The sequence below is a fragment of the Streptomyces sp. CBMA123 genome (genome assembly GCF_014596465.1).
Classification (GTDB): Bacteria; Actinomycetota; Actinomycetes; order Streptomycetales; family Streptomycetaceae; genus Kitasatospora.
This window is the reverse complement of the sequence record NZ_MECK01000001.1, coordinates 1-25664: the sequence shown is the minus strand read 5'-3', so window position 1 is coordinate 25664 and position 25664 is coordinate 1. Positions and strand designations below refer to the sequence as shown.

At 73.1% G+C, this 25664-nt stretch carries 19 protein-coding genes and 1 pseudogene; 10 read left to right on the top strand and 10 right to left on the bottom strand.

Features of this window, described 5'->3' with window-relative positions; all coding sequences use genetic code 11:
• Positions 1-130: 130 nt before the first annotated feature.
• The 4 genes from BG452_RS00105 to BG452_RS00090 form a co-directional block, all read right to left on the bottom strand.
• Positions 131-1054, bottom strand: coding sequence for a VOC family protein (locus BG452_RS00105; protein WP_188302009.1), 924 nt, complete (start codon positions 1052-1054; stop codon positions 131-133).
• 104 nt (positions 1055-1158) lie between these two features.
• Positions 1159-1995 (bottom strand): alpha/beta fold hydrolase, encoded by an 837-nt coding sequence (locus tag BG452_RS00100; protein WP_188302008.1) that lies wholly within the window; start codon positions 1993-1995, stop codon positions 1159-1161.
• 363 nt (positions 1996-2358) lie between these two features.
• The gene (locus BG452_RS00095; protein WP_188302007.1) at positions 2359-2841 is read right to left on the bottom strand and encodes a DoxX family protein; all 483 of its coding nucleotides are present in this window, start codon (positions 2839-2841) and stop codon (positions 2359-2361) included.
• Between the two features lie 29 nt (positions 2842-2870).
• Complete coding sequence (locus BG452_RS00090) at positions 2871-3533, bottom strand: hydrolase (RefSeq protein ID WP_188302006.1); 663 nt, start codon at positions 3531-3533, stop codon at positions 2871-2873.
• 374 nt (positions 3534-3907) lie between these two features.
• On the opposite strand from BG452_RS00090, the gene BG452_RS00085 reads away from it, so the two are divergent.
• Both BG452_RS00085 and BG452_RS00080 read left to right on the top strand, forming a co-directional pair.
• Positions 3908-5785, top strand: a complete 1878-nt coding sequence (locus BG452_RS00085) for an amidohydrolase (RefSeq protein WP_188302237.1) — start codon at positions 3908-3910, stop codon at positions 5783-5785.
• Between the two features lie 89 nt (positions 5786-5874).
• The gene (locus tag BG452_RS00080) at positions 5875-6561 is read left to right on the top strand and encodes a YoaK family protein (protein WP_188302005.1); all 687 of its coding nucleotides are present in this window, start codon (positions 5875-5877) and stop codon (positions 6559-6561) included.
• A 449-nt stretch (positions 6562-7010) separates the two neighbouring features.
• Here the strand turns inward: BG452_RS00080 and BG452_RS00070 are convergent, their stop codons facing one another.
• The 5 genes from BG452_RS00070 to BG452_RS00050 form a co-directional block, all read right to left on the bottom strand.
• Positions 7011-7970 (bottom strand): helix-turn-helix domain-containing protein, encoded by a 960-nt coding sequence (locus tag BG452_RS00070; protein WP_317620833.1) that lies wholly within the window; start codon positions 7968-7970, stop codon positions 7011-7013.
• Between the two features lie 120 nt (positions 7971-8090).
• Positions 8091-8909 (bottom strand): carbohydrate ABC transporter permease, encoded by an 819-nt coding sequence (locus tag BG452_RS00065; protein WP_188302003.1) that lies wholly within the window; start codon positions 8907-8909, stop codon positions 8091-8093.
• Positions 8906-9844 carry a carbohydrate ABC transporter permease gene (locus BG452_RS00060; RefSeq protein ID WP_188302002.1) on the bottom strand — a complete coding sequence of 313 codons (939 nt, stop codon included), beginning with the start codon at positions 9842-9844 and terminating at the stop codon, positions 8906-8908. Before BG452_RS00060 ends, BG452_RS00065 begins: the two co-directional genes overlap by 4 nt.
• Positions 9816-11057 carry an ABC transporter substrate-binding protein gene (locus tag BG452_RS00055; RefSeq protein ID WP_188302001.1) on the bottom strand — a complete coding sequence of 414 codons (1242 nt, stop codon included), beginning with the start codon at positions 11055-11057 and terminating at the stop codon, positions 9816-9818. The genes BG452_RS00060 and BG452_RS00055 overlap by 29 nt, the downstream gene beginning before the upstream one ends.
• Positions 11058-11230: 173 nt before the next feature.
• Positions 11231-14092 carry an ATP-binding protein gene (locus tag BG452_RS00050; RefSeq protein WP_188302000.1) on the bottom strand — a complete coding sequence of 954 codons (2862 nt, stop codon included), beginning with the start codon at positions 14090-14092 and terminating at the stop codon, positions 11231-11233.
• 336 nt (positions 14093-14428) lie between these two features.
• Between BG452_RS00050 and BG452_RS00045 the strand changes: the two genes are divergently transcribed.
• The 4 genes from BG452_RS00045 (at position 14429) to BG452_RS00030 (ending at position 20365) form a co-directional block, all read left to right on the top strand.
• A complete protein-coding gene (locus BG452_RS00045) occupies positions 14429-17140 on the top strand; it encodes an AAA family ATPase (protein ID WP_188301999.1) in 2712 nt (903 codons plus the stop codon).
• 133 nt (positions 17141-17273) lie between these two features.
• Entirely contained in the window at positions 17274-18251 is a 978-nt protein-coding gene (locus BG452_RS00040; protein ID WP_188301998.1) for a helix-turn-helix domain-containing protein, read from the top strand.
• A gap of 167 nt (positions 18252-18418) precedes the next feature.
• Complete coding sequence (locus BG452_RS00035; protein WP_188301997.1) at positions 18419-19477, top strand: helix-turn-helix domain-containing protein; 1059 nt, start codon at positions 18419-18421, stop codon at positions 19475-19477.
• 333 nt (positions 19478-19810) lie between these two features.
• Positions 19811-20365: a Dps family protein gene (locus BG452_RS00030; protein ID WP_188301996.1), complete on the top strand. Its 555-nt coding sequence runs from the start codon at positions 19811-19813 to the stop codon at positions 20363-20365.
• 71 nt (positions 20366-20436) lie between these two features.
• Here the strand turns inward: BG452_RS00030 and BG452_RS00025 are convergent, their stop codons facing one another.
• Positions 20437-21861, bottom strand: coding sequence for a dihydrolipoyl dehydrogenase family protein (locus tag BG452_RS00025; protein WP_188301995.1), 1425 nt, complete (start codon positions 21859-21861; stop codon positions 20437-20439).
• A 259-nt stretch (positions 21862-22120) separates the two neighbouring features.
• Here BG452_RS00025 and BG452_RS00020 point away from each other — a divergent pair, with 259 nt between their 5' ends.
• The 4 genes and pseudogenes from BG452_RS00020 to BG452_RS00005 all read left to right on the top strand — a co-directional run.
• A complete protein-coding gene (locus tag BG452_RS00020) occupies positions 22121-22429 on the top strand; it encodes a GNAT family N-acetyltransferase (protein ID WP_188301994.1) in 309 nt (102 codons plus the stop codon).
• A gap of 373 nt (positions 22430-22802) precedes the next feature.
• Complete coding sequence (locus BG452_RS00015) at positions 22803-24170, top strand: cytochrome ubiquinol oxidase subunit I (RefSeq protein WP_188301993.1); 1368 nt, start codon at positions 22803-22805, stop codon at positions 24168-24170.
• Positions 24163-25437, top strand: coding sequence for a cytochrome d ubiquinol oxidase subunit II (locus BG452_RS00010; protein ID WP_188301992.1), 1275 nt, complete (start codon positions 24163-24165; stop codon positions 25435-25437). The genes BG452_RS00015 and BG452_RS00010 overlap by 8 nt, the downstream gene beginning before the upstream one ends.
• Positions 25434-25664 (top strand): annotated as a pseudogene (locus BG452_RS00005) (ABC transporter ATP-binding protein); the annotation flags it as partial. The gene BG452_RS00010 and the pseudogene BG452_RS00005, both read left to right, overlap by 4 nt.

Below are 25664 nucleotides of genomic sequence, written 5' to 3'. Positions count from 1 at the left end.
CGCCACCGGTCCCCGCCGCCGAGGTGGCAGCCGGCAGGGACCCGTGGCGCCGGGCGGTCCCGCCCGGTCGCAGGGCACCGGAGCCCGGCCACCGGAGCCCGGCCACCGGGGCCCGGCCACCGGGGCGCGGTCACCGGTCGGTGTGGAGCTCCGCGATGTAGCCGCCCGGGAACTGCACCATCGCGCTGTCCCGGCCGCCCGCGCGGACCGGTCCCCACAGCACCGAGGCGCCGGCGGCCTTGGCCCGCTCCAGGGTGGCGCCGAGGTCGGGCACGCCGTAGCCGGTGAGCTCCCGGCCGAAGGGGCTCGGCAGGTGGCCGTCCGTCACCGTGACCGTGGTGGCGCCGAAACCGGAGGTGAGGCGGATGAGCCGGTACGTCGTCCCGGGCAGGCCGATGGCGGCGCCGTCGGCCCGCCGGTCGTCGGAGACGACGCGGCCCCGTGTGAAGGCGAGGTAGCTGTCGAGGAAAGCGCCGACCGAGTCCGGTGACAGGTAGAGCCGGTTCTCCGGCACGCTCGCCGGGGCCGGGTAGGACGGCGCGGTGGTGTGCACGTAGAGCTGGGCGTTGATCCCGCCGGGGAACTGGACGACGGCGTCCCGGCCGATCGGGTCGGCGAAGGGCGCCACGGTCACGGCCGCGCCGTCGGCGCGGGCGGCCCGGACGGCCTGGTCGAGGTCGGTCACCAGCCAGCCGGTGCGCTCGGTGCCGAACGGGTACGGGACGGGCGTGGTGTAGTCGAACACCGACAGCGTGCCGACCGGCGACACGATCAGCTCGGACAGCGTCCGGCTGGGCGTCGGGGTCACCTGGGTGGAGACCGGCCCGAGCGTGCTGCCGCCGAAGGTGGACGTCCAACTGGCCACGAAGGCCTGCTCGCTGCCCGGCGACACGTACACGTGGGTGGTGTCGTACTGCGGGCCGACGGCGAACTGCTGGTGCGAGCCCGGCCGCTTCGCCGGGGCGCTCGGGGCCGCCGAGGCGGCGGGGACGGCCGTCAGCGCGGCGGCCGCCGCCACCAACGGGACGACGAGCCGGGTGAGTCGAAGCTTCACGGATGACCTCCTGGTCGTGGGTCGGTGCCCACCACCCGGGTGAGCGGGCGCCGGGCACCGACGGGGGACGGGCGGCCGCGGACGAGGGCGCGCGGCCGACCGGGTCACTTGGCGAGGAAGGCCAGCAGCGCGGTGTTCACCTCCTCGGCGTGGGTCCACAGCAGGCCGTGCGGCGCGCCCTCGATCTCCACGTACTCGGCGGAGGGCAGGGCCCGGTGGAAGACGCGGCCGGTGTTGTCGACCGGCAGGGTGCGGTCGCCGGTGCCGTGCAGGATCAGGGCGGGAACGTCGATGCGCGGGATGTCGGCGCGGAAGTCCGTGTACCAGGTGGTCGGGGCGGCCGAGGCGGCGTAGGAGCCGCCGGAGGCCGCGGTGTTCCAGCTGTTGCGGACGGCCTCCTCGCTGATCCGGGTGCCGAGGTTCTCGTCCAGGTTGTAGAAGTCGTTGAAGAAGCCGGTGTAGAAGGCGTAGCGGTCGGCCTTCACGGCGGCGACGATGCCGTCGAAGAACTCCTTCGGGGCGGCGCCGTCGGGGTTGTCGTCGGTCTTGAGCAGGAACGGCTCCAGGGAGGCCAGGAAGGCGACCTTGGCGACGCGGGCCGAGCCGTAGGTGGACACGTAGCGGGCGACCTCGCCGGTGCCCATGGAGAAGCCGACCAGGACGGCGTCCCGCAGGTCCAGGGTCTCCAGCACGGTGTTCAGGTCGGCGGCGAAGGTGTCGTAGTCGTAGCCGGTGGTGGGCTGCGAGGACTGGCCGAAGCCGCGGCGGTCGTAGGTGATGACCCGGTAGCCGGCGTCGAGCAGGGCGGCGCTCTGCCGCTCCCAGGAGCGCCCGTCCAGCGGGAAGCCGTGGATCAGGACGACCGGCTGACCGGTGCCGTGGTCCTCGTAGTAGAGGTCGATGGCGGTGGAGTTCTCCTGGCCAACGGTGATGAACGGCATGGGACTTGTTCCTCTCGGGCAGCGGGTGTGCTGTTGACGCGTCCCACGCTAGGGCGGCCATCCGCGGCTGCTTGCCTCTGAGCGCACATCGCGTCGCCCGGGAGTGCCGTGGGCTGTCGAAGCCGCGCGCCGGGCCGCCTGGCCGGTCACGCTGAGGCGCACGGACCCTTGCGTCGCGCATACCGGAACCCGGCTGTGTGCCTACCCCGGGACGGGGTGCGCACACAGCCGGGTTCCTCCGCGTGAGGCCGTCGCCGGAGCCGGCGGGCGGTCGGCCACCGGGCCCCGCGCACGAAAGGCTCGGGCCCCTGGACACGGGGGGTGTCCAGGGGCCCGAGCCGATCGGGGGCTTCGCCGTCGCCGTCAGGTCCGGTGCAGGGCGAGCCGGGTGGCCAGACCGCCGCCCACGCCGGCGAGGACGGCCGCGGGCAGCCACCACAGCGGCCAGTGCGCCAGGCCGAGGGCGCCGTCGACCGACCACTGGCCGGGGCCGGTGGCGGTCAGTGCCGCGCCGATGACGATCAGGACGAACGGGAACTCGTACCCGTCGTGCTGCACCCACAGCCCGTGCGGCCACTTGACCGTGAGGGCGACGGTCATCACCCCCATGACACCCGCGCCGGCCAGCGGAGTGAGCAGTCCGGCGGCCAGCATCAGCCCGGCGCCGATCTGGGTGCCGCCGGCGGCGAGGGCGGTGAGCTTCCCGCCGCGGAAGCCGTCGCCCCGGAACTCGGCGGTGCCGCCGTCCAGTCCGCCGCCACCGAGGTGGAAGCTGACCTTCTGGACGCCGTGGCCGGCGATCAGCAGACCGGCGACCAGGCGTAGCAGGAGAAGGCCCGTGTTCATGTCTGACTCCGTCGGTTCGGTGCGGTCCGTCAGCCGGCGGCGTGCGGGTTGATCATGGACTGGGCGTAGACGATGCCCAGGCCGTAGGCGCCGGCGTGCTCCTTGACCAGGTCCGTCACGGCGACGTAGGTCTCGGTGCGGGCCCAGTCGCGCTGGAGCTCCAGCAGCACCTGCACCCAGGTGACGGGCACGGCGCCGGCCGCGGTCATCCGCTGCAGGGCGTGCTCGTGAGCCCGCGGGCTGACGCCGCCCGAGGCGTCGGAGACGACGTACACCTCGTAGCCCTGGCCCAGCGCCGAGAGCGCCGGCAGGACCAGGCAGACCTCGGTCCACAGGCCGGACAGGATGATCTTCTTGCGGCCGGTGGCCTTGACCGCCGCGACCAGGGCCTCGTCCTCCCAGGCGTTCATGCTGGTCCGGTCGATGACCTCGTGGTCGGGGAAGACGGCCCGCAACTGGGGGAGGATCGGTCCGGAGAAGGACTCGGCGGCGACGGTCGAGAGCACCACCGGCACGTCGAAGATCTTCGCGGCCTTCGCCAGGCCGACGGTGGAGTTGATGATGGAGGTGCGGTCACCGCTGCCGGTGCCGAAGAACATCTGCGGCTGGTGATCGACGAACAGCATCATCGCGTTGTCCGGGGTGAGCAGGTCGGGGCTCGGGGCGGCGTGGACCTTGGTGATGTCGAACATGGTTCTTCTCGTTTCTGAGGGGTGCAGGGCCCCTTCGGCGGATCGACAGCCGAACGGGGGAAGGCCTGCGGGGGAATCCGTCCGGGAGGACGAGTGAGTGACACGGCGTCAGTCGCTGTCCCCGGGGACCGGCCGGGGCGGCACACCGACGACGTTAGCGGGCGGCCGGCCCGGGGTTCTGATCGTTCTGTGCCCTGGGCTGTTCTGACAACGCACAGTCGTCCGGCGCGTCGGAGCAGCGCCGATCACCGTGCACTGCAAGGCAACCGGCGATGCGCGGCGGGGTGCATCGGAGGTGGACCGGTTGCCTAGGTTTCGCCGGGTGGCCCTGTCGGGCCGAGACCACCGTACGAAGGGACCCCTCGTTGTCCACCATGCCCGTCGCCGGGATCCGTCCCGGCGCCCCCGCCCTGCCCGCCGACCTCGTGGTGCGCAACGCCAAGGTGTACACCAACGACCCGCGCCGCCCCCAGGCCACGGCGGTGGCCGTGCGGGACGGTCGGATCCAGGCGGTCGGGGGCGACGCCGACGTCGTCCCGCTGGTCGGCCCCGACACCCGGGTGGTCGACGCGCTCGGCCGCCGGGCCGTGCCCGGGCTCAACGACGCGCACCTGCACGTCATCCGCGGCGGCCTCAACTACGTGATGGAGCTGCGCTGGGACGGCGTCCCGACGCTGCGTGAGGCCCTGACCATGCTCAAGCTCCAGGCCGAGCGCACTCCGCCCGGCCAGTGGGTGCGGGTCGTCGGCGGCTGGTCCGCCGACCAGTTCGCCGAGCGGCGCCTGCCCACCCTGGCCGAGCTCAACGCGGCGGCCCCCGACACCCCCGTCTTCGTGCTGCACCTCTACCAGTCGGCCCTGCTCAACCAGGCCGCACTGCGGGCCGCCGGCTTCACCCGGGACACCCCCGACCCGGCCGGCGGCCAGATCGTGCGCGGCCACGACGGCGAACCCACCGGCCTGCTGATCGCCGCCCCGGGCGCCCTGCTGCTCTACTCCACCCTCGCCAAGGCGCCGACCCTGGACGAGGCCGACCGCATCGGCTCCACCCGGCACTTCCTGCGCGAGCTCAACCGCTTCGGCCTCACCTCCGCCATCGACGCCGCCGGCGGCTTCCAGAGCTTCCCCGAGAACTACGGCACCGTCCTGGAACTCGCCCGTCGCGGCGAGCTGACCCTGCGCATCGCCTACCACCTCTTCCCGCAGACCGCCGGGCAGGAACTGGACGACCTCACCCGCTGGGTCAACACCGTGCGCCCCGGCGAGGGCGACGCGTGGCTGCGCCTCAACGGCGCGGGGGAGAACCTCACCTGGGCTGCCGCCGACTTCGAGAACTTCGCCGAGCCCCGGCCCCAACTGGGCTCCTACGAGAGCGAGTTCGAGAAGGCCGTCCGGCTGCTGACGGAGCACGGCTGGGGATTCAGGCTGCACGCCACCTACGACGAGACCATCCGCCGCGACCTCGCCGTCTTCGAGAAGCTCGCCGCCGAAGGCCTCTTCCCCCAGGGCAACCGCTGGCTCTTCGACCACGCCGAGACCGTCAGCCCCGACAGCCTCGACCGGATCGCGGCCCTCGGCGGCGCCGTCTCCGTCCAGAACCGCCTGTCCTTCCAGGGCGAGGCCTTCGTCTCCCGCTACGGCGCCCCGGCCGCCGCCGAGGCACCGCCGCTGCGCGCCATGCTGGACCGCGGCCTCACCGTCGCCGGTGGCACCGACGCCACCCGGGTCTCCTCCTACAACCCCTGGGTCGCCCTGCACTGGCTGGTCTCCGGCCGGGCCGTCAGCGGGCGGCGCCTGGCCGCCGAGCACAACCGGCTCGGCCGCGAACAGGCCCTGGAGCTCTACACCCTCGGCGGCGCCCGCCTCACCGGCGAGGAGGACGTCAAGGGCCGCCTGGCAGTGGGAAGTTACGCGGACCTCGCGCTGCTCAGCGCCGACTACTTCAGCGTGCCCGAGGCCGACATCCCGCACATCGAGTCCGTCCTCACCGTCGTCGGCGGACGCATCGTCCACGCCACCGCGGAGCACCAGGGGCTGGCCCCCGAACTGTCCGAGGTGACGCCCTCCTGGAGCCCGGTCACCCGCTTCGGCGGCTACCACGCGACGCCCGCCCCCAGCCTGGCCGGCGTCCACCAGGCCGAGGGAGTCCTGGAGGCCGTGGCCGCCTCCGGCGAGCAGCACGCCTGGCGTACGGCCCGCGGCCTCGGCCTCCCCGGGCAGCCCCAGGTGCCGATGGACCCCTGCTTCCTCTGACGCTCAGCCACCTCATCGGCGGGTGGGCACCCCCGAGCTTCGGCGGTGCCCACCCGCCCCGTATCCCCCTATCCGCACGAGGAGCCGTCGTGACCACATCCCCGCCGCCGCAGTCGTCCGGACCGCAGATCCGCGACCGCCATCCGCTGGCCCTGGCCCTCTTCGGCCTCACCCTGGTCAGCGGCCTGATCGACGCCGTCAGCTACCTCGGCCTCGGTCACGTCTTCACCGCGAACATGACCGGCAACGTCGTCGTCATCGCCTTCGCCCTCGCCGGAGCACCCGGCTTCTCCGTCGTCGGCTCGCTCACCTCCCTCGCCGCGTTCCTCCTCGGCGCGGGACTGGCCGGCCGGCTCGCGACCCGACAGACCGCGGTCCGGAGCCCGGCGCGCCTGCGGGCGGCCTTCCTCCTGGAAGCGGTGCTGCACGCCGCGGCCGCCGTCGTCCTCTTCGTCCGGAGCCCCGAGGGGGCGGTGCAGTACCCGGTGATCGCCCTGCTCGCCCTGGCGATGGGCATCCGCAACGCCACCGTGCGGAGCCTGGGCATACCGGACCTCACCACCACGGTGCTCACCCTCACCCTCACCGGCCTGGCCGCCGACTCCCGCCTCGCCGGCGGCACCGCCCCCCGCCAGCGCCGGAAGGTCCTCTCCGTCGCCACCATGCTCGCCGGTGCCGCGCCGGGGGCGGTCCTGGTCCTGCACGGGCAGATCGCCTGGGCCCTGGTCGCCAGCGCCGTCCTGGCGGGTGCCACTGCCCTGCTCTACCGCGAGTGACCACGGCGACCTGGTCCGCAGCAGCCCGGACCAGACCATGACCGCCGACCCCTGCCACGTCCAGCTCCGCTGCCAGGGCACGTCCTCCAGCGCGACCCGTCCCTACGACCAACTGCCGTGGCGGCCGGGCCTCCTCACCCTCCAGCGCTGACCGGTACCCACCGCATCGAGGAACCCCGGCCGGGCGTCGGCCGGGGTTCCGCTACGAGCGATCACCAACCCCGGCACCGCGGTCGCGGCCATGCGGTTCCCAAGTTTTGGCAATGATTTCCATCTCGGGCTTGATCCGCTTCGTCGGCTGACTCCGCAGCGCGCCGAGGCAGCCCCGCCCCAGGCCCCCGCCCCACCGAATGAGGACGACCTCGACGAACGAAGAAGTCGCGCACACCCGCGTCCCCGTCACCGTGCGGACCGGCTTCCTCGGCTCGGAAACAAGGGTCGGTGGCGGGTCATCCCGTCGGCTTGCCGCCGGCCTGCCAGTCACTCGGCGTCATGCCGTAGGCCGCGCGGAAGGCGCGGCTGAAGTGACTGGAGTTGGCGAAGCCCCAGCGCCGGGCGATCCCCGCCACGCCGAGTTCTGCGGACACCGGGCGCAGGAGGTCCCGGCTGCAACGCTCCAGTCGCTGCTTTCGGATCCACCCGCCGACCGTGGTGCCTTCGAGGTGGAAGAGCTTGTGGAGGAAGCGGACCGACATGAGGTTCGCCTCGGCGATCGTGGACGGCGACAGGTCCGGATCGCGGAGGTTGCGCAGGATGTGCTCCTTGACCCGTTCCAGCGAGCCCGCCGTCCGCGAAGCCTGCGGCTGGGAGCGCCCGGACCGGTCGTCGACGAGCAGCGCCAGCAGGTCGAGCGCCGTGGCCGCGGCCCGGCGGCCGACGGCCTCGTCCAGGCTCTCCGCCTCGCGCGCCATCCGCGCGAGGTAGGTCGTCACCAGCGCGGCGCTGCCCTCCGTCCCGCTGAACGACGTCGCGGTCAGTGCCCGTACGTCCCGCTCCGACACGTCCAACTCCGCGCGGGGGAACTGGAAGGACGTGAAGACGAACCCCTCCTCGATCCTCTTCCGGTAGACCCGGGTCGTATCGGTGATGGAGAACTCACCCGGCCGGATGACGGACTCCCTGCCGTCCTGCTCCTTGATCGCGGTACCACGCTGCTGCAGGCTGAGGACGATCGACGGCGCGCCCCCCGCGGCGATCATGCGCCTGCTGCGCGTCACCACCTGTGGCCCCGCCTGGACCCTCGTTATCCGCACCGATCCGAGCTGATGGCTGACGATCGTCCCGGGTGACGGCACCTCCTCCAGGAGGTCCACCGCCAACGGCACGAAGGCACGGGACACCGTCTCGTGCCAGCTCTCGGCCCGGTCGGCGGCGGACAGTCGCGCAGTGGAGAGAAGAGTTGCGGGCACCGGGTTCCTCTCGGGTCGATCGGCCATCGGTATCCCCGTCCACCGGGGGGCCTTCCCGAACACCCTGCCAGCGGGCCCGCGGCGGGACATCGCGTGAACCTACTAGATCGGGGGTGGTCCTCACTTCGGGGCCGCGCCGCTGACGGCGCTGGTGACGTGGCGCTGGGCGACGACGAGCAGGACGGCGGCGGGAACGGACGCCAGGACGCTGGTGGCCATGACGGCGTTCCACTGGTTCGTGTGGGCGCCGAGGTACTGGTAGACGCCCAGGGTGATCGGGCGGACGGTCTCCGTGGTGGTCAGCGTGAGGGCGAAGAGGAAGTCGCTCCAGGCGAAGAGGAAGGTGAAGACGGCGGCCGTGATCAACGCGTTGCGGCTCATCGGGAGGACCACGGAGCGGAAGACGCGCAGCCGGCCGGCGCCGTCCACGTGCGCGGCCTCGATGATCTCCTCGGGGATGCTCCGCATGAACGCGTGCAGGATGACGATCGCGAAGGGGACTCCGGTGGTGGAGTCGGCGAGGATCAGCCCGAGGTAGGAGTTCAGCAGCCCCAGGTCGTTGTAGGCGCCGTAGAGCGCGTCGGCCACGACGATGCTCGGCACCGTCTGGGCGGTCAGGACGCCGAGGAGTACGAGGTTGGTGCCGCGCAGGCGGAACCGGGCCAGGGCGTGTGCCGCCGGTGCGGCGAGTGCGAGGCTGAGTACCACGCTGCCGAGGGCCACGACGAGGCTGGTGACGAGGTTGCGCCCCTGGTCGCGCAACGCGGTGGCGTATCCGCTGAGGTCCGGATGGAGGGGGAGCCACCCTCCCCGCAGGGTGTTGCCGGCCGGCTGGAGGGAGGCGTTCACCATCCAGTAGACGGGGAACAGCATCAGCGCGAGCAGGGCTGTCCCGACGAGGGTGGACAGCGGGCCGCCGCGGCCGGGTGGGCGCTTCATGGGACGGCCTCCCAGACGGCCCGGGCGCGTCGCCCGGCGCGCAGGTAGCGGAGGGCGAACACCAGGGAGAGGAGGACGAGGAGGTTGCTCATCGCGGCACCGCGCCCGAAGTCGTACTGCCGGAAGGAGAGTTCGTAGGACCGGGTGGCGATGGTCTCCGTGGCGTTCGCCGGCCCTCCGCCCGTCACCACCAGGATGATGTCCAGCACTTTGACCGTGTAGACCACGCCCAGCACCAGCACGACGCTCACCACGGGCCGCAGCAGTGGCCAGGTGATGTGGCGGAACGAGGCCAGCGGGCCGGCGCCGTCCAGCTTCGCCGCCTCGTACAGGTGCGGGGGGATGTCCCGCAGACCGCCGTACAGGATCGCGGTGTTGAAGGGGACTCCGACCCAGATGTTGACGAGGACCACCGACATCAGCGCCTGGGAGGTGCCGGTGAGCCAGGGGACACCGGACGACGAGAGGTGGAGGCCGCGCAGCACCGCGTTGACGACTCCGGTGTCGGGGTCGAGCATCCACTTCCACGTGGTTCCGGAGGCCACCAGCGGCAGCAGCCACGGCAGCAGCAGGAGCGATCGCAGCACGCCGCCGAGCGGGAAGCGGCGCTGGAAGAACAGGGCGAGGGCCAGGCCGACGGCGAACTGCCCCAGGACCGAGCCGGCCGTGAACAAGACTGTGGTCAGCAGGGTGTGGGGGAAGCGGCTCGACGAGAGGATCGTCTCGTAGTTCCGCAGTCCCACGAACGGTGCGTCACCGGTGTAGAACGTCGTGACGGTGTACTGCTGGAAGCTCATCACGACGTTCTCGACGATCGGGTAGCCGAAGAACAGCAGCAGGTACGTGGCGGCGGGCGCGATGAACATCCACCGGGCCCATCGCTCCCCGCGCCGAACCGGGGACGGGTCAGCGGCCGGTCGCGGTCTGCTGCGCATGGCTGAGGGCTACCTCCGGTGTCTGCTCACCCGTCAGCGCGGACTGGACCGCGGTGTAGATTCCCGTCGCCGCCCTGGGCCACTCGACGCCGAGCTCGTCGGTGCGGGCGCGCGCCGCCGCCACGCTGTCCGTGAAGGCGGACATCGACGGGATCGCCTCGGCGTGCTGCGCGGCCACCGCGGTGCGGGAGGGCACGGTGAAGTGCTCCTGGGCCAGGGTGAGCATGTTCGAGGGGGAGTTCAGACAGGCGAGAACCCGGGCGGCCTTCTCCTGCCGGGTCCTGGACGGATTCTGCGGGACCGTCCACACCTCGCCGCCGAGCGGTGTGACCGGGGTCCGTCCCGACTGGGGGACGGGTACGGGGGCCACTCCCCAGTGCAGGTTCTCGTCCTGGTTCAGGGCCGGGATCCGCCACGGGCCGTTGATCATCATGGCTGTCCTTCCGGCGACGAACTGATCGTGGACATCGGCCTGCGTCCAGTTCAGCACCGACTTCGACATGGATCCGCTCTGCACCAGGTCGACCCAGAGCTGGAGTGCCTGTGCGGCCTGCGGGGTGTCCAGGTGCCGCTCGTCACCGCCGTTGGACCACAGGAAGGGCAGGAACTGCCAGGTGCCCTCGAATGTCGCGTTCGCGTCGACGGCCATTCCGTAGCGCCCGGGGCGGGTCAGCGCGGCGGCGGCCGCCTTCAGTTCGTCCCAGGTCCTCGGGACGGCGACACCGGCCTCGGTGAGCATGTCCTTGTTGTAGATGAGGGCGACGGTGCTGACGTTGGGGGCCAGCCCGTACACCCGTCCCTGGTAGGTGCCCGCCGACAGGATTCCCCGGGCGAAGCCGCTGGAGTCGATGCCGTAGCCGTCCAGCGGGGTCAGCGCGCCGGTCCGGGCGATCTGCTGCAGATCGGGGTTGTCGAGCATCAGCAGGTCGGGGAGGGTCCGCGACGACGCCTGTTGCAGGACCTTGGGGATGAGCGAGGCCCCCGGGACGCTCGTCTGCTCGACCCGCACCCCGACCGTCCTGCCGCAGTCGGTGAGCATGTCGCCCCACTGGGTGTGTTCGGTTCCGTCGGTGTAGTAGTCGAGCGCGGTGATGGAGGTGACCTCGCCCCCGGTCGGCCCGCCACCGCACCCGGTGACGACCGGCGCCAGGACGAGGATCCCGGTCAGGAGGGCGGCGATCCGCCGTGCCGACGATCTGGCCGGTGAGGTCATGCTGCTGCCTTTGCCGGGTGACTGGGTGACTGGGTGCTGGGGTGCTCGGGAACGGTCGCGTGACGGCGTGGACTCCGGTGGTGCCGTTCATCGGACCGACCGGGCTTTCCCGTTCGAACGCACATTAAACACCCCCGGGAGTGCTTACGGCGTGCCCGGTGGCCGGGCCCCGCTCAGTCGTCGGGCAAGGATGCGACCAGGTTGGCGAGCTGGACCCGGGAGCCGATCGACAACTTGCGGAAGACGGACGCCAGGTGGGTGTTGACGGTGTGCGGGGACACGACGAGCACGTCGGCCGCCGACCGGTTGGTCCGGCCCTGGGCGATGAGGCGCGCGACCTTCTTCTCCGAGGGCGTGAGGGCGCCCCAGCCCTGGACGGGGCGCTGGGTGGTCGCCGCCCTGCGGCTGCCGGCCCCGGCACCCTCCAGAGCACGTTGGACGAGTGCCGCCGCGGCGTGGGCGCCCGACTCGGCGAACGTGCCACGCGCGTGGGTCAGCGCGGTCACCGCCTCACTCCGTCGCCCTGCCGAGAGGAGTGCCTGTCCGAGGTCGGCGCAGGCGGCGGCCCGGGCCAGTGGGCGGGGGCTCGACCTGAGCAGTTCCACGGAGTGTTCGAGGACGGCCGGATCGTTCCGCACGAGTCCGCGGGCCTGCGCCGCGATGCCCGCGGCGGTCGGTACGGACGGGTTGCGTTCGGCATGGGCCTCGGCCTGCGCGGCCAGGTCCTCGGCGAGCTCGCGCTCCCCGCCGCTGAGGGACACGCGGATCGCGGAGTCGACCCAGTCGCGCAGGAGCCGCCACCGCATGAAGGGTCCTGCCTGCTGCACGTGGCGGATCCTGTCGACGGCGAGCCCGACGTCCCCGTCGGCCTCGGCATGGACCGCCTCCAGGAAGCGCACCGCGGCCGTGTTGCCCGGGTTCGGTTTGACCGCCAGTCCTTCCCGGGCGGCGAGCAGGTGCTCCCGCGCCGCCTCCCGGTCGCCGCGCAGCAGGGCGATCCGGGAGCGGATCACACGACCGTTCACCTGCTGGACGGGCACCTGTACCTCGTCCTCCAGGCGCTCCATGGTCACGAAGTCGGCGTCGGCGTCGTCGAGCCGGCCGAGCCCCAGATCGTGTTGGCCCTGGGCCCACATCAGCATGGCCTGACGCACCGCCCCGGCCTTGTCCGCCGCCCGCAGGAGCAGTCGTCCGCTGGACTCGAAGTCGTCCACGTGCAGGTGCGCGACGATCTCCTCGGGAAGAAAAGCGGGATCGATGGCGCTCAGCGCGGCGAAGCGCCCCAGCGCGACCGCGCTCTCACCCGCGTTCAGCGCGATCTCGCCGAGCCCGGACAGGGCCAGGACATGGGCCTCCCGGTCACCGATCGCGGTAGCGGCATCCAGCGCGCTCTCGCCGGCCTCCCGCGCCGCGATCAGATCACAGCCTCGGGACAGGGCCAGTGCGCGCAGGGCCGCCAGCCGTGCACGGATCTCCGGGGCGGCGCCCCCGGTGGCGAGAGCGGTTTCGGCCCGGCGGCGCAGTTCGCCGGCGAGATCCATGGTCCACAGCGTCCCGCCGAGGGCGGCCTGCAGCCGACCGAACGTCTCCAGCGAAGGCCGGTCCGCCAACAGCCGGTCGCCCGTCGCCAGCGCCTCGCGGGTCCGGCCGGCCCGGGTCAGACAGAGGATCGTCTGCTCGCCCACCGCGAACTTCAACGGCCCTGCCGATGGCGCCAGTTCGAGCGCGCGCGTCATCAGGTCGGCCGCCAGGCCCGGTGTGACCGTCAGCACGTCGTCGACCGCACGCCGCAGCAGCGCCACGGCTTCCTCGTCCCCGGGCAGCGCCCCCCTGAGGATGTGCGGCACCGCGTCGATCGGCTGCCGGCCCGCGGCGACGAGGCGGTGAGCGGCCTCGCGGTGCAGCGCCTTGCGGGCCGACGGCGGGATGTCGGCGTAGACCGCCTGGCGCAGCAGATCGTGCCGGAAGACCAGGTGGTCGCCGTCGTCGTCCAGGAGTCCGGCGCGCACCGCTTCCTCGAGCGCCGGGATCAGTGCGGCCGTCGGCCGGCCGCAGAGCGCGGCGGCGTCGTGGAAGTCGAACCTGCCGCCGAGTACCGCTCCCATCCGCAGGAAGCGCAGCGTGCCGGGCTGCAGGGACCTGAGCCTGCCGCGCACACCCACCACGAGTCCGGAGGGCACGACCTCCTGCGAGGCGTCGGCGGTCCGCAGCCCGGCCAGCATCTCGACCGCCAGGAACGGGTTCCCGCCGGCCCCGTCGAGCAAGCCCCGTACCCGCTGGTCAACCGCTGCTCCGAGGGTGTCGCCGGCCAGTTGACCGATGGCCGCGCCGGACAGGGGCCCCAAGGACACGGTGGCCGTCGGAAGGTTGCCGGTCGCGGCTGCGACGACCTCCTCCGCCGGGCCCGCGGGCTCCCGTCGCCCGGTCAGTATCCACAGGACCGGCGAGGTCCGCAGGCGGCTCGGGAGGTGCTGCAGGGCGAAGCGGCTCAGCTGATCAGCCCACTGCACGTCATCCAGACCGATCAGCACCGGCACGCTGCCGGCCCTGGCCTCGATCGCCTCCGCCAGGCGCTCCACCAGCCAGATCCGCCGATCGTGACTGCCGGCGACACCGGCGAGGGCATCGCCGGACAACAGCGGCTGATCGCCGTGCAGGAGGCAGGCCGCCAACGACGAGAGCGGCACAAGGTGGTGCAGCTCGTCGGCTTTGCCGAGGCTGACCGAGAATCCCGCCGCGGTGGCCCTGGAGACGGCCTCGGCGAGCAGTGAGGTCTTGCCGATACCCGGCTCCCCCCGGATCAGGGCCAACCTGCCGCTTCCGGTGCGGGCCACCGAGGAGATCAGCGCCTGCAGTTCCTCGAGCTCGGCCTCTCGGCCGCGCAGGCCGCTACGGGACAGCGGACCGCCCGACCCTGCCGTCTGCCCGGACGAAGCGACCGGCCCCGGCACGGTGGCCGTGGAGACGGCTCGGCTCCGGCGGCGAACCGGGCTCCCGCCGTCCGGGAAGCCGGCCGTGTCGATCACCGATGTCATGGACGCCCTCCCGCCGGTCGTGTGCCGGGACCGGCCGACGCGCTGCCGGGCACATGACTCTCGGCGCACCGTGACTGTTCTCTGCGTGCACACAGCCTACGTCAGTCCAGGTCAGGGCACTGGTGCAGGTGTAGAACGCGAGAGCGGCGCCCGCCCGGTCGGGCGGGCGCCGCTCAGCGCGGTTCCGCGGACGGGCCGAGACGGTCCGCAGGCGGCGCCGGTGCGGGCGACGTTCCAGGTCAGCGGCCCGACCCGACGCATCCGGGGTACGCTCTGCCGGGCGTGGCCCTGGGTGTCCGGGACAGCGAGCGGACCGGTCGACCCGGAGGAACAAGAATGGTGGACGAAGCCCCGGCCCCGACCCCGACCGGTCGGCGGCGGGAGACGGAGTTGCTGACCGCGGCCCTGGTGCGGGCCGCGGGCGGCGCGGGTGGCTCCGCGGTGTTGCTGCGGGGTGAGGCCGGTGTCGGCAAGAGCACACTGCTGGCCTGGGCGGAGCGCGAGGCGCGCGAGCGGGGGTTCACCGTGCTGCGGGCCGTGGGCGCCGAGGGGGAGGCCGACTTCGCGTTCGGGGCCCTGCACCAGGCCGTCTGGTCGCTGCTCCAGCGCTCCAGTGCCCTGTCCGCGCATCAGCGGGAGTCCCTGGACAGTGCGTTCGGCGTCCGGGCCGGCCTGCCGAGCGGGTTCGCCGTCGGCGCCGCCACCCTGGCCTTGGTGGCCGAGGCGGCGCGGCGAGCCCCGGTCGCGCTGATCCTGGACGACCTGCAGTGGATCGACTCGTCGAGCGCGACCGTCTTCGCCTTCCTGCGCCGGCGCGGTGCGGAGCTGCCGCTGGTGATCGTCGGTGCCGGCCGCCCCGAGGGCACGGCCGTGCGGACCTGGCCGGTCGAACCCGTCGAGGTACGGGCGCTCTCCCGGGCCGATGCGGCCCTGCTGCTGGGCACCCGCTACCCGGAGCTGGCGGCGAGCACCGCGGAGCGGATCCTGACGGAGGCGGCCGGCAACCCGCTGGCCCTGGTGGAGCTGCCCCGGCAACTGGCGGATGCCCAGCGACGCGGGGCCGCCCCGTTGCCGGACCGGCTGCCGCTGGGGCGGAACCTGGAGCGGATGTTCGCCGAGCGGCTCGAGGCACTGACCCCGGAGGCGGGGCGCCTCCTCCTGCTGGGCGCGCTGTCGACCGGCGACGGTTTCAGCGGTGGGGCGTGGCTGAGGGTCGCCGGCGGTGACGTGCGCGGGCACCTGGAGCGGATCGAGGCCGGCGGTCTCGCCAGGCTCGATGCCGCCGGCCGGCTGGTGTTCCGTCACCCCCTGGTCCGCACCGCCGTGATCTCGGCAGCCTCGGACTGCGCACGCGGCGAGGCCCACCGCGCCCTCGCCGCCGCCTTCGCGCCGGACGATCCCCGACGGTTGGCCCACGAGGCGTCCGCCGCGCTGCTGCCGGACGAGGACCTCGCGCACCGCCTGCAGGACGTCGGCACCGAACTCGCCTGCCGTGGCGGCGACGCCGAGGGGGCCCTGCTGCTCGAACGGGCCGCCGTGCTCAGCGCCGATCCGGCCCAGCGCGCCCGCCGGCTCACCTGGGCCGCGGTGATGGCGGCCCGAGGCGGGCAGCTGCGCCACACCGCGGCCCTGGTCGAGGAGTTGAGGAGCGGGCCGGTCCCCGATGACGTGGCCCCGCTGTTCGGGTACGCCACGGTGTACGCCGACCAGAGCCACCACGTCGACTTCACGTCCTCCGCCGTACTGCTGCCCGCGGCGCTCGACGCCCTGACCGCGCCGGGCGCCGACACCTTCGACGGGCTGGTCGACCAGGTCTACTTCAAGCTGTTGCTGGCCGCCAGCTACACGGACGACCCCTGCGCGTGGCGGGCCCTCGAGCGGCACCGGGACAACGTCTCGGAGGCGGGGAGGCTCTGCCTGCAGGCCTGGACCGACCCGGGCCCGGACACGGTCGGTGCGCTCCGGACCCTGGCCGACCGCCTGACGCAGGAGCAGCAGGCCGGCACGGCCTGGCTCCTGCTGTGGACCGCCTCCGCCCTCGACTGCCCCGAGAGCGACCTGTGGCAGCGTCTCTCCGGGCTGCACGGCTACGCCAGCCAGGGCTCGGTGGCGAAGGCCAGGTGCCATCAGGACTTCCTGCTCGGCCGCTGGGACCAGGCATCCGTCTGCCTGCGTGAGGCCGAGGAGGCGGACGAACTCGGCTACCACTGCAACGCCCTGATGTTCCGTCACCACTACGCCCACTTCCTCGCCGGCCGGGGGGACGAGAGCGGGCTGCGGGAGATCGAACGGGCCATCGGGCCGACCGCGACGCGCGCCCGGATGAGGTTCGTCCTCGACCGCCTGACCCACCTGCGCGGCCTGGCCGCGCTCGCCCACGGGCGCTACGAGGAGGCGTACGCGCACTTCTGCGAGATCACTCCGCCCGGCCGGCCGCCCGGCGGCCCGCCCTGGCCTCACATGCTGGTCTTCGACCTGGTGACGGCCGCCGTGCACACCGGCCGGGACGACGAGGCGCGGGCGCACCTCGCGTTGCACTCGGTGACGATCTCCGACCGCCACGCCTTCCTGCTGGCGGCGGCCGCCGCACTGGCCGCCCCCGATGAGGAGGCGGACGCCGCCTACCGCGCCGCCTACGCCGTGCCCGGGGCCGAGAGATGGGTGTTCGACCTCGCCAGGCTGCGGCTCGCCCACGGTTCCTGGCTCCGCCGCCGGCACCGGCCCGGGGCTCGGCAGGTCCTGCGGGTGGCGCACCACGTGTTCCGCCGACTCCGGGCGGATCCCTGGGCGCGGCGGTGCGAGGAGGAGCTGCGGGCCGCGGGCGACCCGGTGGCACCGTCACCGGCCGACCCGGCCGCGGAGCCGACCGGATTGACCGGCCAGGAGCTGCGGATCGCCCGGCTGGCCGCGACCGGCCTGAGCAACAAGGAGATCGGCACCATGCTCCAGCTGTCACCCCGGACCGTCGCGGCCCACCTCTACAAGGTGTTCCCCAAGCTCGGCATCACCTCGCGGGCCGCGCTCGCCCACGTCCTCGGTGACGGCTGAGCCCGGTGGTGTGCCCAGCGTGCACCGCCTTCGTTCTCGCAGCGCACCACGGCCCCGGAGCAGTCAGATGACCTAAGCGTCCCCCCGGTCCGCGCAGCACGCTCGTCGCAGGACTTCGGCGGAGGGCAGGCAGATGGCTTTGCAGGTGACGACGGCGTCCGTCCCGGACGACGAGAAGGCGTCGTACTGGGGCGGGGCGATGTCGCGGACGCTGGTGCCGGTGGAGGTGGTCCCGCTCGCGGGTGCGCCGTTCGACGGGCGCCTGGTGTCGAACCGGCTCGGCTACCTGCGGATCTCGACGCTGGAGGCGGACGCGGCGCGGGTCTCCCGCACCGCGGGGCTGATCGCCCGCACCCCGCAGGTCGAGCCGCAGGTGGGGGTCGGGGTACAGCTGTCCGGCCGGGCCGTGCTGGAGCAGGACGGGCGCCGGGCGCAGGTGGCCGAGGGCGGGCTCGTCCTGTACGACACCGGGCGGCCGTACTCCGTCGACTTCCCGGAGCGCTTCCGCACCCATCTCTTCCACCTGCCGCGCCGGCTGCTGGGCGTGCCGGAGCGCGAGTTGCGGCAGGTGGCGGGGACGGCCGTCACCCCGGCGGAGGGGTGCGGGTCCGTTCTGCTGCCCTTCCTCGAAACCCTCGCCGCGTCCGCGCACTCCTACTCCGCCCCGGTCGGCGACCGACTGGCCGGCAGCGTCGCCGACCTGGTCGGCACGCTCGTCGCCCAGCTGGCCGCCGACCGGGAGGCCGACGGCGCCGAAGGGCCCCGTACGCCGAACGGCCACCTGGTCCGGCGGGTGCGGGAGCACATCGACCTCCACCTGGGTGATCCGGAGATGTCACCCGAGACGATCGCGCGGGCCCTCCACATCTCCGTGCGGTACCTGCACCGGCTGTTCGAGGGCGAGGAGGTGACGGTGGGCCGACTCATCCAGCGGCGCCGGCTGGACGAATGCGCCCGCGAACTGGGCCGCCGCAGCCGTACCGCGCCGACGGTGTCGGCGGTCGCCCAGCGCTGGGGCTTCGTCAACCCGGCGCACTTCAGCCGGGCCTTCCGGGCCGCGTACGGGGTTTCGCCGCGCGAGTGGCGGGTGCTCCGGGCCGCTGCCGACTGACGCACCGCCGCGCCGCCCGCCGCGCCGCGGCTCTTCCTGCCGTTCTTCCTGGTCCGCCAGGACGGCTCGCGGTGTGACGGAGCCGGCGGTGATTCCGTGCCCGCCCGATTCCCAGCGTCGCCGGACCGGCCGGTCCGGCCCGCCCAGGCAGCTATACAGGAGTGCTGATGTCCGTCGTTCTCGACACCGCAGCGGTATCGTCCGCCGACCGTGCCGAGTACTGGCACGAGGTGCTCTCCCGCACCTTCATCCCGCTGGACGTGTCCCTGCTCGAATCCGCGCCCGCCCCCGCGACCATCACCAGCCACCACCTGGGTGCCCTGCGGGTCTCCCTGGTGGAGGCCGGCCCGCAGCGGGTCGTCCGCAGCGGGGGGCTCATCGCCGGCGGCGGGGAGGACCACGTCACACTGGCGCTCCAGCACCACGGCACCGCCCGGCTGGACCAGGACGGCCGCCAGGTGCTGCTGCGCCCGGGCACCTTCGTCATCTCCGACGCCGGGCGGCCGTTCGCCGTGGAACTGCACGAGGCCTTCGCGTTCACGGCCTTCCACTGGCCGCGGTCGGCGATGGGCGGGTCCGGCGAGGACCTGCGGGAGCTCACCGCGACGGTCTTCGACGCCGCTGACGGCACCGCGGCGCTGGTGGCCGCCTACCTGGAACGCCTCTCCCGGTCGGCCGGCTCGCTGGAGCCCGGTGTGGCCGCCCGGCTCGCCGCGACGGCCCTGGACCTGCTCGTCGTGCTCGCCCATGAGCGCCGTGGTCGGTTCGCCCCCGACGCGCCCGAGGCGGCCCTCGCCACCCTGGCCCGGGTGAAGGACTACATCCTGCGCCACCTGGGGGACCCGGGTCTCGCGCCGGAGCGGATCGCGGCCGCACACCATGTGTCGGTGCGGTACCTGCACAAGCTCTTCCGGTTCGAGGACGTGACGGTGGCGCGCTGGATCCAGCAGCAGCGCCTGGCCATGTGCCGGCGGGACCTGGCCCGCCCGGCGGCGGGCAGGTCGACCGTGGCAGCGGTCGCGGGCCGTTGGGGGTTCGTGAGCGCCAGTCACTTCAGCCGGTCGTTCCGGGCGGCCTACGGGGTCTCCCCCCGTGAGTGGCAGGCGGGACTGGGGACGGGCCCCGCCCCCGTCGCGGTGCCTCCGGGGGCGGCGGGCGACGGGTACGAGCAGGCCGCCGTCACGTCCGGACACGCCGTCGCGGCCGGACATGCCATCGCGGCATGACGGGCGTCACCGAGGGCGCGGGCGGCCGCCCGGGACAGCCCGAACACCTCGGGCACCCTGTGTCGTCCGAGGGTGCCCCGGGTGGGCACACCCGGGGAGCCGCGCAGGTGACAGGCGGTCGATTCCGGACCGGGTGCGCGGACCGGCTCTGGGCGGTGCGTTGTCGGAACAGACGGCAGGCCCGCGCATTCCTAGCCTGATGAGCGGTGCCGGACCACCGGTGCCGGACCACCGGCGCCGAGGCTGATCGCCGCCCTGTCCGAGCGCGTACGTCGCCGGCCGTCCGGTCCGTGAACCACTGACAACCCGACTCCAAGGAGCCCGAGGAACACCATGACCAGCCAACCGCGCCTGCACCAGCACAGCCCCGAGATCCAGGAGTTCGGCACCGTCACCCAGCTGCCGATCGCGCTGTCCCACGACGCCCGGCAGTACTCGTGCCAGCGGCTCAACCGCATCCTCGCCGACACCCAGTTCCTGTACGCGATGTACAAGAAGCACCACTGGGGCATGCGCGGGCCGACGTTCTACCAGCTGCACCTGCTCTTCGACAAGCACGCGCAGGAGCAGTTGGCCCTGGTGGACGTGCTCGCCGAGCGGGTGCAGAGCCTGGGCGGCGTCGCGGTGGGCGACCCCCGTCACGCCGCCGAGTTCACGTCCGTTCCGCGTCCGCCGGACGGTGTCGAGGACGTCCACGCGATGGTCTCGCGGCTCCTCGAAGCCCACGAGAGCATCCTCGCCGAGGCCCGCGACGCGGCCACCCGCACGGCGGAGCTCGGCGACGACGGCACCCAGGACCTGCTGGTCTCCCAGGTCATCCGTACAGCCGAGACCCAGGTCTGGTTCCTCGCCGAGCACCTGGTCGTCACCCCGCAGACCGGGGCGTGACCTCCTCGGGGCCGGGCCCGTCGTCGTGACGGGCCCGGCCCCGGCGTTCCCCGGCCCACCGGGGCCGGGTCTCAGCCGCGGTAGGTCTCCAGCAGGCGCAGCCACACCTCGCTGATGGTCGGATAGGCGGGCACCGCATGCCAGAGCCGGTGGAGCGGTACCTCCGCGGTGACGGCGACGGTCGCCGAGTGAAGCAGTTCCGCGACCCCGGATCCCGCGAAGGTCGCCCCCACCACGGTTTCCCGGTCCAGGTCGATGACGGCCCTCGCCTGGCCGCGGTACCCGTCGGCGTACAGCGAGGCCCCCGCCACGTCGCCGAGCCGGTAGTCGACGGCCCGCACGCGCCGGCCGCTCGCCTCGGCCTCGGCGAGGGTGAGCCCGACCGAGGCGACCTCCGGGTCCGTGAACACCACCTGAGGCGCGCCGGCCCGGTCGGCGGTGGCGACACTGCGCCCCCACGGAGCGAGGTCGAGCTCACGGCCGGCCGCCCGGTCGGCGATCGCGGTGCCGAACAGCCGTCCCTGGTACTTGCCTTGGTGAGTCAGCAGTGCGCGGTGGTTCACGTCGCCGGCGGCGTAGAGCCACCCGCCGGCCACGCCCACGGCGCGCCCGGTGTCGTCCACCTCGATCCAGTCGCCGGGTGCCAACCCGACCGTCTCCAGCCCCAGATCGCCGGTCGCGGGCCGCCGCCCGGTGGCGAACAGCACCTCGTCCACCCGCAGTTCGCCCCGTTCGCCGAGGTCCAGGACCACCTCGCCGTCACGTGCCAGGCCGCTCACCGACACCCCGAACCGCACGTCGACACCGGACTCCTGAAGAGCGGCGGCGACCAGTCCGCCGACGAAGGGCTCCATCCGCGACAGCAGCCCCGACTCGCGGACGAGCAGGGTCACCTGGCTGCCCAGTGCGTGCCAGGCCGTGGCCATCTCCACCGCGACGGCTCCGCCGCCGACGACGGCCAGCCGGGCGGGCACCTGCTCCGCGCTGGTCGCCTCACGACTCGTCCACACGCCCGTGTGCGCGATCCCCGGCAGGTCGGGCACAGCGGCGCGCGTTCCGGTGCAGACCGCCACTGCATGACGCGCCGTCAGAACACGGCGGGTGCCGTCGGGTTCGTCGACCAGCACGCGCCGTTCACCGTCCAGCCGGCCGTGCCCGCGGACCAGTGCTATCCCGGCGGATTCCAGCCAGGACACCTGACCGTCGTCCCGCCACCGGGACGCGAAGCCGTCGCGTCGCCGCAGGACCGCCTCGGCATCGAGCACACCCGTGATCGCCGCACGGGCGCCGGGCAACCGCCGTGCGTCCTGCAGCGCGGCCGCCGGCCGGAGCATCGCCTTGCTCGGCATGCAGGCCCAGTACGAGCACTCGCCACCGACGAGTTCCCGCTCCACGATCGCCACACTCAGCCCGCCGGCCCTCGCACGGTCGGCGAGGTTCTCCCCGGTCGGGCCGGCGCCCAGCACCACAACGTCGAACTCGTCGGTTCCACTCATCTGTCGGTCGTCTCCTCGTCATCGCGCGGACGCGCGCCGGTGGTTCCGGGCAGCGCGGGGCCGCACGGGGCCGCTCGGGGCCGACGCTAGGCGGTCCGGCCAGCCGGGCGCTGCCCGTGTGTGCCCTGTGCTGTCCTCGGAGTGCACAGGAGTGTTGTCGCGGGTCGGCGGCGTGGTCGGCGGTCCCTATGCTTCGGACACCCGCGGAACGGTGCCGCGCATCCCTACGGCCATCAGCCACGCCCTGCAGGAGGAAACGATGGAGCAGCAGCTCGTCAGCGACAACGCCGAGAAGTCGCGTTTCGAGATCAGCGACGGCGGAGAGCTCGCCGGCTTCGCCGAGTACCACCGCTCCGGCGACGAGATCGCCTTCATCCACACCGAGATCGACCCGCGGTTCGAGGGCCGCGGACTGGGCGGTCGGCTGGCGCGCGCCGCGCTGGACGCGGCGCGCGGGCAGGAGCTCGCCGTCCTGCCCTACTGCCCGTTCATCCGCGGTTGGATCGTCAAGCATCCCGAGTACGCCGACCTGGTTCCGGCCTCCCACCGCGCGCGGTTCGGTCTCTGAGGCTCTCGAAAATCCGAGGCCCTCGAACTCCGAGGCCCTCGAACTCCGAGGCCCTCGAACGATTCGCTGTCGGCGCTCCCGCGGGTGTCGACGGGCTCGGGCCCCTGGACGGGGATCTGTCCGGGGGCCCGAGCCGATCCGGGGCTCGCCCCGCCGTCACGCCGGTACGGGTGCGCCGTCCGACAGCAAGCAGTGCGCTGACGGGCAAACCGCTCGGCTGGTGCCACCTAGCCTGACGGTGACTCATGGCCGCGCCGCCACACCAAGGAGGCGGCGGCTCCATGACCCACCTGGCGCGCGGTCGATCCGCGGAACATCCCGCGCTCCGACCTCCGCACCCGCCCGTCCCGCGCACCTTCCTCCCGGAGACCTCATGGCCTCACCGGCTGCCCTGGAACTGTCCCGGTGGCAGTTCGCCGTCACGGCGATCTTCCACATGTCCTTCCCGGCCCTCACGGTCGGCCTCTCCGTCCTGCTCGCCGTCGTGCAGACCGTCTACGTGCGCACGGGCAATCCGCTCTACCAGCAGATCTTCCGGTTCTGGAAGAAGATCTTCGCGGTCGGCTTCGGCCTCGGCGTCGTCGCGGGCACCGTGATGACCTTCGAGTTCGGTCTCAACTGGGGCGTCTTCGCCCACGCGGTCGGACCCGTCATCGGCGTCACCATCGGCATGGAGGTCATCACGGCCTTCTTCCTGGAGGCCGGCTTCATCGGCGTCATGCTCTACGGCGAAGGCCGGGTCAGCCCGCGCACCATGGCCTTCGCCTCCTGGATGGTGGCCTTCGGCACCCTGCTGTCCACCACCTGGATCCTCTCCGCCAACAGCTGGATGCAGGACCCGGTCGGGTACACCGAGACGGCCGGTCAGTTCCAGGTGAGCGACTGGACCGAGGTCCTGCTCAACCCGGCCTTCACCTACCGCTTCCCGCACATGCTGCTGGCGGTGCTGATCAGCGCGAGCTGGTTCGTCGGCGGCATCTCCGCCTGGTTCCTGGTCCAGCGGCGCCGGGCCGCGCTGCCGTTCGCCCGCCGCTGCCTGTCGATCGCCCTCGGCGTGCTCGCCGTCCTGATGCCGATCCAGCTGTACGCGGGCGACGCCACCGCCATCTTCATGGGCGGGCACCAGCCCGCGAAGCTGCAGGCCTTCGAGGGGAACTGGCGCACCGACAACAACGGGTACAACCTCGTCGTCGTCCCCGACACCGACCAGGGCCGGAACGACCTGCGGATCACGGTGCCCCATCTGGGCGCGGTGATCGGCCGCGACCTCACCGGCGAGGCGAACGTGCCCGGCCTGCTGCAGACCCCGCCCGACCAGCGGCCCAACATGTGGAGCGCCTTCTACGGCTTCCGCGCCATGTACTTCGCCGCGCTCGCCATGTTCGCCACCGCGCTGGCCGGCCTGGTGCTGCGCCTGCGCGGGCGGCTGTTCGACTCCCGCCGCTTCCTGCGCTGGATGGTCTGGATGACACCGGCCGGCGTCATCGCCATCACCGGCGGCTGGATCACCGCCGAGACCGGGCGGCAGCCCTGGGTGGTGTACGGCAAGCTGCGCACCTCCGACGCGCTGTCCCACCTGACCACCGCGCAGGCCGCGACCACCCTGACCGCCTTCGTGCTCCTCTACGCGACCCTGCTGGCCGTCTGGATCCGCTACATCGTCCGTACGGTCAAGGCCGGCCCCGAGACGCCCGCGGACGCGGCAGAGTCAACCCTCGGAACGGAGGCCCCCGTTGCTTGAGTACGCCACCTACGCCCTGCTCCTGCTGTCGCTCGGCATGTACGTCGTCCTGGACGGCTACGACCTGGGCGTCGGGATGCTCAGCCTGTTCGCCAGAGGAGAGCGCCGGCGCGAGTACGGCGAGTTGATCGCCACCGCCTGGGACGCCAACGAGAGCTGGCTGGTGCTGGCCGGCGTCGTCCTGTGGGCCGGGCTGCCCGGCGTCTCCGCGACCGTGCTGCCGGGGGTCTACCTGCCGCTGACCGGCATGCTGCTCTCGATCATCCTGCGCGGCATGGGGCTGGAGTTCCAGAGCGCCGCCACCGGCTACCGGCGCGGCTGGGCCCTGCTGTTCGGCGCGGCGTCGGTCGCCGCGACCGCCTGCCAGGGCCTGGTGCTCGGCGGGGTGCTCTCCGGCCTGCGGCAGCACGGCGGTTCGTTCAGCGGCGGTGCCTTCGACTGGCTCACCCCCTACAGCGTGCTGTGCGCCCTCGGCCTGGTGGTGCTCTACCTGCTGGCCGGCGCCGCCTGGCTGCAGGACAAGACCGAGGGCGCCGCCCGCGAGCGGGCGGGCCGGGCCGGGCGTCCGCTGCTGGCGGGTACGGCGGTGGCCGCGCTGATCCTCGGGTTCGGCCTGGAGGTCGCGGATCCGGAGCGGTTCCGGTTCGACGAGCCCGTGCGCGCGACGCTGTACTGGATCGCGGTCGCCGGTGCGGTGGCCGCGGGTGCGGTTGCCTGGCACGGCTTCGGGCGGCGGCCGGACTGGCGGCCCTTCGCGGGGGTGGTCGCGGCTCAGGTCTGCGGGCTGCTGGCACTGGTGATCGCGACCGTCCCAGTGATCGTGCCGCCGGACCTGACGCTCCATCAGGCCTCCAGTCCGTCCGGCTCGCAGACCTTCCTGGTGGTCGGCGTGGGACTGTGCATGCCCGTGGTGTTCGCCTACAACGGGTACGCGTGGTGGGCCTTCCGCGGCAAGTTCACGCAGGCGCCCGAGGCGCCGCTCGCCCCGCTCCGGGTGCGCACGCGCCCGTCCCGCCAGGCCCGGGTCGAGCCGAGCGGCTTCGTGACCGCCGTTCGGCGCACCGTGCTCACCGTGCTGGGCGTCGGGCTGGTGGCGATGTCCCAGGACGTCTTCGGGGGCGTCGCCACCTGGATCGACCCGGTGGGGATCGCCCTGCTGTCGGGGACGGCCCTGATCGCCTGGATCGTCGGCGACCGGCGCGACCAGCGGGACGGGGTCTTCGACCTCGATCCCGCGGACCCGGACTCCGAGCAGGTCACGGCGTGAGCACATCGACCGCCCTGCTGGCCGAACTCGGCGAGCGGGACCGGGGGCAGGGCGATGACGTGTCGGCCCGGCTGCACGCGTGGGCCGAGCCCGGCCGCGGCGAGCTGCGGCGGGCGGGCCTGCTGCGGGGACTGGCCCAGCTGGGCACCGTGCTCTGGGCGGCCGGCCTGGCCTGGGCCGCCCAGAGCGGGCTTGCCACCCAGCACGGCGAGCGGATCACGGTGCGG